General features: G+C 70.7%; 11 protein-coding genes. 6 read left to right on the top strand and 5 right to left on the bottom strand.

The genetic code is table 11. The features are described from left to right. On the top strand, window positions 1-1,131 hold a 1,131-nt coding region (locus tag JWN68_RS02780; protein WP_297734348.1), incomplete at its 5' end, for a M20/M25/M40 family metallo-hydrolase. Between the two features lie 22 nt (window positions 1,132-1,153). Here JWN68_RS02780 and JWN68_RS02775 read toward each other — a convergent pair. Genes JWN68_RS02775 through JWN68_RS02765 form a run of 3 tightly spaced genes read right to left on the bottom strand, consistent with a single transcriptional unit; the run spans window position 1,154 to window position 2,699 of the window. After that, a complete protein-coding gene (locus JWN68_RS02775) occupies window positions 1,154-1,516 on the bottom strand; it encodes an MOSC N-terminal beta barrel domain-containing protein (RefSeq protein ID WP_297734344.1) in 363 nt (120 codons plus the stop codon). A gap of 5 nt (window positions 1,517-1,521) precedes the next feature. Next, on the bottom strand, window positions 1,522-1,713 hold the full coding sequence (locus tag JWN68_RS02770; protein WP_297734341.1) for a DUF5703 family protein: 192 nt from the start codon (window positions 1,711-1,713) through the stop codon (window positions 1,522-1,524). A gap of 38 nt (window positions 1,714-1,751) precedes the next feature. Then, entirely contained in the window at window positions 1,752-2,699 is a 948-nt protein-coding gene (locus JWN68_RS02765) for an aldo/keto reductase (RefSeq protein ID WP_297734338.1), read from the bottom strand. 73 nt (window positions 2,700-2,772) lie between these two features. On the opposite strand from JWN68_RS02765, the gene JWN68_RS02760 reads away from it, so the two are divergent. Then, on the top strand, window positions 2,773-3,597 hold the full coding sequence (locus tag JWN68_RS02760; protein ID WP_297734335.1) for an undecaprenyl-diphosphate phosphatase: 825 nt from the start codon (window positions 2,773-2,775) through the stop codon (window positions 3,595-3,597). Between the two features lie 18 nt (window positions 3,598-3,615). On the opposite strand, the gene JWN68_RS02755 is transcribed toward JWN68_RS02760, so the two are convergent. Next, entirely contained in the window at window positions 3,616-4,842 is a 1,227-nt protein-coding gene (locus JWN68_RS02755) for an MFS transporter (RefSeq protein ID WP_297734333.1), read from the bottom strand. After that, window positions 4,839-5,816, bottom strand: coding sequence for a magnesium/cobalt transporter CorA (corA, locus tag JWN68_RS02750; protein WP_297734329.1), 978 nt, complete (start codon window positions 5,814-5,816; stop codon window positions 4,839-4,841). Before corA ends, JWN68_RS02755 begins: the two co-directional genes overlap by 4 nt. Before the next feature lie 32 nt (window positions 5,817-5,848). Between corA and JWN68_RS02745 the strand changes: the two genes are divergently transcribed. Genes JWN68_RS02745 through mshC form a run of 4 tightly spaced genes read left to right on the top strand, consistent with a single transcriptional unit; the run spans window position 5,849 to window position 9,185 of the window. After that, window positions 5,849-6,577: a histidine phosphatase family protein gene (locus JWN68_RS02745; RefSeq protein ID WP_297734326.1), complete on the top strand. Its 729-nt coding sequence runs from the start codon at window positions 5,849-5,851 to the stop codon at window positions 6,575-6,577. Between the two features lie 10 nt (window positions 6,578-6,587). Continuing rightward, the gene (locus JWN68_RS02740) at window positions 6,588-7,166 is read left to right on the top strand and encodes a DUF3090 domain-containing protein (RefSeq protein WP_297734323.1); all 579 of its coding nucleotides are present in this window, start codon (window positions 6,588-6,590) and stop codon (window positions 7,164-7,166) included. A 2-nt stretch (window positions 7,167-7,168) separates the two neighbouring features. Beyond that, window positions 7,169-7,921 carry an SCO1664 family protein gene (locus JWN68_RS02735; RefSeq protein ID WP_297734320.1) on the top strand — a complete coding sequence of 251 codons (753 nt, stop codon included), beginning with the start codon at window positions 7,169-7,171 and terminating at the stop codon, window positions 7,919-7,921. A 19-nt stretch (window positions 7,922-7,940) separates the two neighbouring features. Then, complete coding sequence (gene mshC, locus JWN68_RS02730) at window positions 7,941-9,185, top strand: cysteine--1-D-myo-inosityl 2-amino-2-deoxy-alpha-D-glucopyranoside ligase (RefSeq protein WP_297734318.1); 1,245 nt, start codon at window positions 7,941-7,943, stop codon at window positions 9,183-9,185. Window positions 9,186-9,340: the final 155 nt, after the last annotated feature.

The following is a 9,340-nucleotide window of genomic DNA, read 5'->3' as shown; positions in this document are numbered from 1 at the left end:
CCCGGTCGGGCCAACCTCGTCGCCCGCTGGGGCGGCGGCGACGGCCGCGCCCCGTTGCTGCTGCACGGCCACCTCGACGTCGTACCGGCCGAGGCGTCGGACTGGAAGGTCGACCCCTTCAGCGGCGAGGTCGAGGACGGCCAGGTCTGGGGCCGCGGCGCGGTCGACATGAAGGACTTCGACGCGATGCTCCTGAGCGTCGTCCGGGCACGTGCTCGTGCTGACCGTGCCCCGCAGCGGGAGATCGTCATCTGCCTGACCGCGGACGAGGAGGCCGGCGGCCACAAGGGCGCGGAGTTCCTGATGGAGCACCACCGCGACGAGCTGGACGGCTGCACGGAGGCGGTGAGCGAGGTCGGCGGCTTCAGTGCCACCGTCCGCGGTCGTCGGATCTACCTGATCGAGGCGGCGGAGAAGGGCATGGCGTGGATGAAGCTGACCGCGCGCGGTCGAGCCGGCCACGGATCGATGATCAACGACGACAACGCGGTCACCAGGCTGGCTCAGGCGGTGGCCAGGATCGGTGCGCACCAGTGGCCGGTGCGGCTCACGCCCACGATGGAGGTGCTTTTGGCTGCGGTCGCGGAGATCGCGGGCACGGAGGCGACACCGGAGAACGCGGAGTCGTTGATCGACGAGTTCGGCAGCGCCGCCCGGATGCTCGGCGCGGTGATCCGCAACACCGCCAACCCCACTCAGCTGGACGCTGGCTACAAGGTCAACGTCATCCCGACAGAGGCCACGGCCCACATCGACGGGCGCTTCCTGCCGGGCTACGAGGACGAGTTCTTCGACACCCTACGGGCGCTCGCCGGCGACGGGATCGAGTTCGACCACATCTCCCACCAGCAGCCCTGGGAGATGCCGTACGACGGCGACCTGGTGGCGGCGATGACGCGGTCGTTGCTCGCCGAGGACCCAGAGGCCGTCGTGGCGCCGTACCTCATGAGCGGTGGCACCGACGCCAAGCACTTCAACAAGCTTGGGGTGCGCTCCTACGGGTTCGCGCCCCTGCGGCTGCCGGCCGACCTCGACTTCACCGCGTTGTTCCACGGGGTCGACGAACGCGTGCCGGTCGATGGGTTGGAGTTCGGCGCGCGGGTCTTCGACCGGTTCCTCGAGGGCGTCTGACCCTGCAGCCGCGTGACTTCACTCAGTCGTGGAGCGTGACCAGGTCGCCGACCCGGATCGCCCCTGGGCGGATGACGTCCGCGTAGACCCCGAGTGCCAGGTCGCGCTCCTCACCGAGGCGCTTGAGCAGTCGGTCTGCGGGAACGAACCCGTCCTGCGCGATGTCGACCATCCGGCAGCGTGCTGCGCGCGAGACGACGCCGAGGGCGACGGGTCCACGTGAGAGCGCCTTCTCGACCCACGACTCCTCGATGAAGGGCTCCGTCGTGGCGACGACGGCGTTGACCCGATCGCCGACCAGTCCCCGCCGGTCGACCTCGACAGCGTCCAGGCGCTCGCCACCCATCGACTTCACGGGGTAGCGCCGGAGGGCAACGAGGTGCACGACCCTCAGCCGGCGAAGAGGGTCAACCGCTGGCGGATGATCTTGCGCCGCAGCACGATGCGGCGGACTCCGTCGTTCTGGATCCGCACGCGGTCGAGCTCCCACCCGCCGTGCTCGGCCCGCTCCACGAGCATCCGCGTCACGACGTTGCGCGAGTAGTCGCGCGGCAGCGTGAGCGTGTCGAACTCCCACTCCACCCCGGGTCGTGGCGGGCGGCGGTGCTCGCGCGGCACGGTCAGTCCCCGCTCACGTCGTCGAGGGCGTCGATGATCTCGGCAGGCAGCGTGCGGTCCTCGACCGCCAGTGCGCCGTCGAGCTGGGCTGCGGTGCGTGCGCCGACGATCGGGGCGGTGACGCCCGGCCGGTCACGCACCCACACCAGCGCCACCTCGAGCGGGGTCCAGCCGAGGCCCTCGGCTGCCCGGACGACGCTCTCCACGATGCCGCGGCCGCGCTCGTCGAGGTAGTTGTTCACGAAGCCGGCGAAGTGCGGCGAAGCGGCCCGCGAGTCGGACGGAGTGCCGCTGCGGTACTTGCCGGTCAGCACGCCCCGGCCCAGAGGTGACCACGGGAGCACACCGAGGCCGAGCGCAGCGGCTGCTGGAAGCACCTCGTGCTCGACCCCGCGGGCCAACAGGGAGTACTCGACCTGGGTCGAGGCCAGCGTCGCGCGGCCGGGCACCGCTCGCTGCCACGTCGCCGCTTGGGCGGTCTGCCAGCCGGCGTAGTTGGAGATGCCGACGTACGACGCACGCCCGGACGACACCGCGAGGTCCAGGGCCGTCAGCGTCTCCTCCACGGGGGCCTCGTCGGTCCAGACGTGCACCTGCCAGAGGTCGACGTGGTCGACGCCCAACCGCTTGAGCGAGGCGTCGAGGGCGGTCAGCAGGTGGCCCCGTGAGGTGTCCAGCACGCGTTCGCCGGAGCGCCGCGAGATGCCGGCCTTGGTCGCCAGCACGATGTCGTCTCGTGCGACGACGTCGCCGATCAGGGTGCCGATGAGCTCCTCGCTGGCGCCGTCTCCGTAGCCGGCTGCGGTGTCGAGGAGGGTGCCGCCCTTCTCCGAGAAGGCGATGAGCTGGTCGCGTGCCTCGTGCTCGTCGGTGTCACGACCCCAGGTCATGGTCCCGAGACCGAGGCGCGAGACCTTCAGGCCGGTCGAGCCGAGCGTGCGCTGCTGCATGCGCCGAGATTAGCCACGCCACCCGAGCGCGCCCACTCGGCTCGCCGTGATCGCCCGCGTAGGCTCCTGCGACGTGTTCGATCTCCTCAAGGCCGTGGTGCTGGGCACCATCCAGGGCCTGACCGAGTTCCTGCCGATCTCCAGCAGCGCCCACCTGCGCATCTTCCCCGAGCTCTTCGGCTGGGGCGACCCGGGCGCGGCCTTCACGGCCGTCATCCAGATCGGCACCGAGCTCGCCGTCCTCATCTACTTCCGCCACGACATCTGGCGCATCGGCAAGGCGTGGGTGCTGTCCCTGGTCAAGCCCGAGTGGCGAGGGCACCTCGACGCGCGGATGGGGTGGTTCATCATCATCGGCTCGCTGCCGATCGTGGTCCTGGGCGTGCTGCTCAAGGACGTGATCGAGAGCGACTTCCGCAACCTCTGGATCATCGGCTCCACGCTGATCGTGATGGGTGTCGTGCTGGGGATCGCAGACCGCTTCTCCCGCAACGACAAGACGATCCGGAGCATCAACCTGCGCGACGCCGTGCTGATGGGTATGGCGCAGGCGCTGGCCCTCGTCCCGGGTGTGTCCCGCAGCGGCGCCACCATCTCGATGGGCCGGGCCCTCGGCTATGAGCGGGAGGCGGCGACCCGCTACGCGTTCCTCCTCGCCATCCCGGCCGTGGTCGGCGCCGGGATCTTCGAGCTGAAGGAGATCCCCGGCGGCGACAACGCCTACGGGTGGGGTCCGACCCTGGTCGCCACGGTCGTCAGCTTCGTCGTCGGATACGCCGCCATCGCCTGGTTGCTCCGCTACGTCTCCACCAGGTCCTACACGCCGTTCGTCCTCTACCGCGTCGCGCTCGGGACGGCGACGCTGATCATGGTGGCGACGGGCGTCCTCAACCCATGAGCGTGGGCCTGACTGACGTCAGTCAGGCGCGCGCAGGGTGCTCACCAGCAGGCCGAGCGCCACGACCTGGCTGACGGCGACCGCCACGACGAGAGCCGGCAGCGAGCGGTCGTAGAGCCAGCCCGCCCCGGCGCCCCCGACGACGGCCAGCGCGCCCTGGATGCCTGCGAACACGCCGTACGCCGTCGCGCGGCGGTGCGCCGGCACGAGGTCGGCGACCGCTGCCTTGATCGTGGAGTCCTGCACGCCGTGCGCGAAGCCCCACACGGCGACCCCGACCAGGACGAGCCCGACCGAGCCCCCGAGCGCGAGCGCGGGGACGCCCGCGACCAGCACCGGCACGAGGAGCAACACCCGTGCTCCCGTGCGGTCGTACACGGCCCCGACCACCAGGGCCGCCACCGCCTCGACCGCCATCGCACCGGCATAGACCAGCGGCACTGCCGCCACCGGCACCAGCCCGTCGACGGCCAGGTGGTAGCCGATGATGCCGAAGGTCACCAGTGCGCCTGTGGTCAACGAGCAGGCGAGCGCGTAGCGGAAGAAGGCCGGTGGCAGGCCGGCGCCCATCGCGTCCGCCAGCCAGGCTCGCGGGGGCTCCGCGGTCGCCGACCGCGGTGAGTCGTCGTACACCGAGGGATCCGGGACCCGCCGGCACAGGACCGCCAGCAGGACCATGGCCAGGGCACCCGGGATCGCCAGCACGGCCATGCCGGCCCAGATGGAGGTCCCGGCGACGACCGCGGCGACCAGCAACGGCCCGGAGAACGCGCCGACCTGGTCCAGCGCCTTGTGCACGCCGAACCCGCGCCCTCGTCCCACAGCACCGGCGGCGTGCGCGAGCAGGGCCGACTTCGAGGGCGACCGCACGGCCTTGCCGAGACGCTCGAGCAGGATCATCGCGGTGGCGAAGGCGAGCCCGGCTGCGCCGAGACGGGGAGCGAACCACAGCAGGGGCACGCAGAGCGCCGTCAGTGCGTAGCCGGTGATGGTCAGGGTCCAGTAGCGACCGGTCCGGTCGGCCACCGGCCCGAAGACCAGGCGCAGCACCAGCGCCATCGCCTCGCCCGCCCCGGTCACCAACCCGACGACGAGACCGGACGCGCCGAGCGCAGCCAGGATTGGGCCGTACATCGACCGCGCGCCCTCGTAGACCATGTCAGCGGCCAGGCTGACGAAGCCGAACCACCACACGACCTGCCATGCGCTGAGCCGCCGCCCGGTGCGCGCCAGGGGAGCGCTCACAACCACCCGGACTTCTTGAAGAGGGCGAGGAGCGTCAGGGCGGTGCCGATCATCAGGGCCCAGGCGAAGGCGTAGCCGTACTGCCAGTGGAGCTCGGGGATGTGGTCGAAGTTCATGCCGTAGATGCCGGCGATCATGGTCGGCACGACGACGATGGCGGCGCCGGCGGAGATCTTGCGCATGTCGTCGTTCTGCTGCACGGAGATGCGGGCGAGGTGTGCGTCGAAGGCCGTCGACAGCAGGGTGTCGAGGTTGTCGACGACCTCCGAGACGCGGTGCAGGTGGTCGGAGACGTCGCGGAAGTAGGTCGCCGTCTGCTCGTCGATGCCCTCGAGCTGGCCCGCGGCGAAGCGGCGCATGGGCTCGCGGAGCGGCATCACTGCGCGGCGTACCTCTGCGATCTCGCGCTTGAGCGCATAGATCCGGACGGAGTCGTCGCTGCGAGCAGGGGAGAAGACGGACTCCTCGACCTCGTCGACATCGATCTCCAAGGCCGCGCCGACGCGTTCGTACTCGTCGACGACCCGGTCGCAGATGGCATACATGACCGCGAGTGGTCCGTGCTGCAGCACCTTGGCGCGGCGCTCGAGATCGCGCCGTGAGGTCGCCAGGTCGATGCCCTCCCCGTGGCGCACGGTCACCACGAAGTCCGGACCGACGAAGAGGTTGATCTCACCGGTCTCGACGGCGTCCTCCTCGTCGATGTACCAGAGCGTCTTGAGCACGAGGAAGAGCGTCTCGCCGTAGTTCTCCACCTTGGGCCGCTGGTGGGAGTCACCCGCGTCCTCGACGGCCAACGGATGCAGGTCGAACGTGCTCGCGATCTGCGCGAGCTCCTCGGGGGTGGGGTCGTGGACCCCGATCCACTGGAAGTCGCCGGCCTCGCACGGCACTCGAGCGCCGCCCAGAGTGGCGTGGTCCCCGTCCACGGGGACGCGGACGCCCTTGCGGTACAGCGCGTTGTCGACGATCACGGCCTCAGGCTAGTGCCACTAGGGTCGCGTGCATGGCAACGGTGATCCTCGTCCGGCACGGCCGAACCACCGCCAACGCCACCGGTGTGCTGGCGGGACGGCTGGCGGGAGTGCGGCTCGACGAGCGCGGGGCCGAGCAGGCGACGGCGACCGGCCTTCGGCTGGCGCCGGTGCGGCTCGCAGAGGTGGTCTCCAGCCCACTGGAGCGGTGCAAGCAGACTGCCCGGGCGATCAGCAAGCACCAGCCGCACGGACCGTCGATCGCGACCGATCGTGGGCTGAGCGAGTGCGACTACGGCGACTGGCAGGGCCGCGCCCTCAGGGACCTCGCCAAGGAGCCCCTGTGGAAGGTCGTGCAGTCCCAGCCCTCGGCCGCGGTGTTCCCCGGCGGCGAGTCGATGCGGACGATGCAGGACCGGGCCGTGGAGGCCGTACGCCGCCATGACCGGCTCGTCCAGCAGCAGCACGGCGGCGACGCGGTCTGGCTGGCGGTGAGCCACGGCGACGTGATCAAGGCGATCCTCGCCGACGCCCTGGGCACGCACCTCGACCTCTTCCAGCGGATCCAGGTTGACCCCGCGTCGGTCTCGATCGTCCGATTCACCGAGGCACGGCCCTACGTGCTGGGGGTCAACACCACCGGAGGCGACCTGTCCTGGCTCACGCCCGCCCCGTCGGCGCGCCAGCGTCGCCGGAAGGTGGCCCAGGACGCGGTGGTCGGCGGGGGAGCCGGACCCGGGGCGGCTGGGACGCCGTCCTAGGGTGAGTCACATGCCTCTGGTTCACGCCTTCGACCCGCCCGAGCGATTCGTCGTGGGCACGGTCGGCCCGCCGGGCGCCCGCACGTTCTTCCTCCAGGCGCGATCCGGCGCCCGGATCACGAGCATCGCGCTGGAGAAGCAGCAGGTCGAGGTGCTCTCCGAACGCGTGGACGAGCTGTTGGACGAGGTCATGCGAGCCGAGGAGACCACCACCCTGATCCCGGCGGTGGCTCCCTTCGACCAGATCGACAACGACCCGCTCGAGCAGCCGATCGAGGAGGAGTTCCGTGCCGGGACCATGACGTTGTCGTGGGAGGTGGCGTCCGAGCGTCTCGTGATCGAGGTCTTCCCGTTCACCGAGGCCGCCGTGGTGTCCCCGGACCAGCTCGACGAGGACCTGGCCGAGCCGGAGCCCGACGAGATCTTCATGGTCCGGCTGACCGCGGGCTGGGCTCGTGCCTTCGTGGCGCGGGCCCGCAACGTGGTGAGCGCCGGCCGTCCCGACTGCCCGTTCTGCGGCAACCCCGTCGACCCCGACGGCCACCTCTGCGTGCGTGCCAACGGGTTCCGGCGTCGGGAGCCGCAGTAGCCGTGGACGATCCGCTCGTCGGCGAGCTCACGCTGCACGGGCGGGTGATGCCTGCCTCCAACGCGACGTTCGTGGGCGAGGTGGGAGACCTGCGGGTGGTCTACAAGCCGGTCGCCGGCGAGCGCCCCCTGTGGGACTTCCCCGACGGCACCCTCGCGGACCGCGAGGTGGCGGCGTACCTCGTCAGCGAGTCCCTGGGCTGGAACATCGTGCCGCGCACCATCCTGCGCGACGGGCCGCACGGCCTCGGCATGGTGCAGGTCTGGCAGGAGCCCGACCCGGGCCAGGCGGCTGTGGCGATCGTCCCCGCGGACAGCACGCCCGACGGGTTCCGTCACGTGTTCGACGGCGTGGACGCACAGGACCGCGAAGTATCGCTCGTCCACGAGGACACCACGGGCCTGCGGTTGATGGCCGTCTTCGACGTCCTCGTCAACAACGCCGACCGCAAGGGCGGGCACGTGCTCGCGATGGGCGACGGGCACCGCTACGGCGTCGACCACGGCCTGACCTTCCATGTCGAGCACAAGCTGCGCACCGTGCTGTGGGGGTGGCTGGGGGAGCGGCTCACCAAGCAGGAGCAGGAGGGCGTACGCCGCCTGCTGGCCGACACCGAGCTGCGCGAGCGACTCGCGGAGCACGTCACCCGCGCCGAGGTGGCAGCGTTCGTCCGGCGCTGTCAGGCCCTGCTCGACTCCGACGAGCTGCCGTCGCCGCGTGATGAGTGGCCGGTCATTCCCTGGCCTCCCTTCTGAGCCGGATAGGCTGCCCGACATGCGTGCGTGGTCATCTCCTGACGTCCCCCAACTGACCGCCAGCGGTCCAGCCGTTCGGATCCACGACACCACGACGGGCGGCCCGGTCCTGACCCGGCCCGAGGGCCCGGCCCGTCTCTACGTCTGCGGGATCACTCCCTACGACGCGACGCACATGGGCCACGCAGCGACGTACCTCGCCTTCGACCTGCTCAACCGCGCGTGGCGCAGCGCGGGTCACGAGGTCTCCTACGTCCAGAACGTCACAGACGTCGACGACCCCCTGCTCGAGCGCGCCGACAAGGTCAACATCGACTGGGTCGAGCTGGCGGAGCGGGAGACCGAGCTCTTCCGGCAGGACATGCAGGCGCTGCGGGTCCTGGCGCCCGACCACTACATCGGAGCGGTGGAGTCGATCCCGCTCGTCATCGACCTCATCACGCGGCTGCTGGAGCGCGGCGCGGTCTATCAAGTCGAGACCGACCTCTACTACTCGGTGACGGCCGACCCCGACTTCGGTGGCGTCTCCGGTTGGACCCGCGACGAGATGCTGCGCGTCTTCGGCGAGCGTGGGGGAGACCCCGACCGCGAGGGCAAGCGTGACCCGCTCGACTGCATCGTGTGGCGCGGTGAGCGCGAGGGCGAGCCCTCGTGGGACAGCCCCTTCGGACCGGGGCGCCCCGGGTGGCACATCGAGTGCGCGGCGATCGCCACCGAGCACCTCGGTGCCGGGTTCGACGTGCAGGGTGGTGGCAGCGACCTGATCTTCCCGCACCACGAGATGTGCGCCGGCGAGGCCCAGGTCGCCGACCCCGGGCAGAGGTTCGCGCGCGCCTACGCCCACGCCGGCATGGTGGCCTACGACGGGGAGAAGATGTCGAAGTCGAAGGGCAACCTCGTCTTCGTCTCCGCGCTGCGCCACAGCGACGTCGACCCGATGGCGATCCGGCTCGTGCTGCTCCGCCACCACTACCGCAGCGACTGGGAGTGGACCGACGACCAGCTCTGGAACGCGGTCGACACCGTCGACCTGTGGCGCAAGGCGCTGTCGCTGGGCGCGGGTGCCCCGGCAGCCCCGGTCGTCAGCGCCGTACTCACGGCCCTTGCCGACGACCTGGACGCGCCCACCGCACTGGTCGCCGTCCAGGAGTGGGTGGCGTCCACGCTCGGCGACACCGAGCACGGGCTGGCGGACGCCAGCGACCCGGACGCCGCCGCGGCGGTGCGTCAGGTCCTGGACGCGGCGCTCGGCCTGGCGCTGTAGGTCTGGGCGCCGCTCCTTGCCTTGCACGGGCGGTGCGTGAGCCACATTCTCGGGTCCTTCGGTTCTAGGTAGTGATGCAACACCTCTGATGTGAGGAGTTGTGATGGTCAAACCACCGTTGCCTTATGAGGTGGAGCGCCGATTTTGGGCCGAGA

The organism is Nocardioides sp., assembly GCF_025964975.1.
Lineage (GTDB): Bacteria > Actinomycetota > Actinomycetes > Propionibacteriales > Nocardioidaceae > Nocardioides.
The sequence above is the reverse complement of the archived record's forward strand: the minus strand, read 5'-3'. Positions and strand labels throughout refer to the sequence as shown.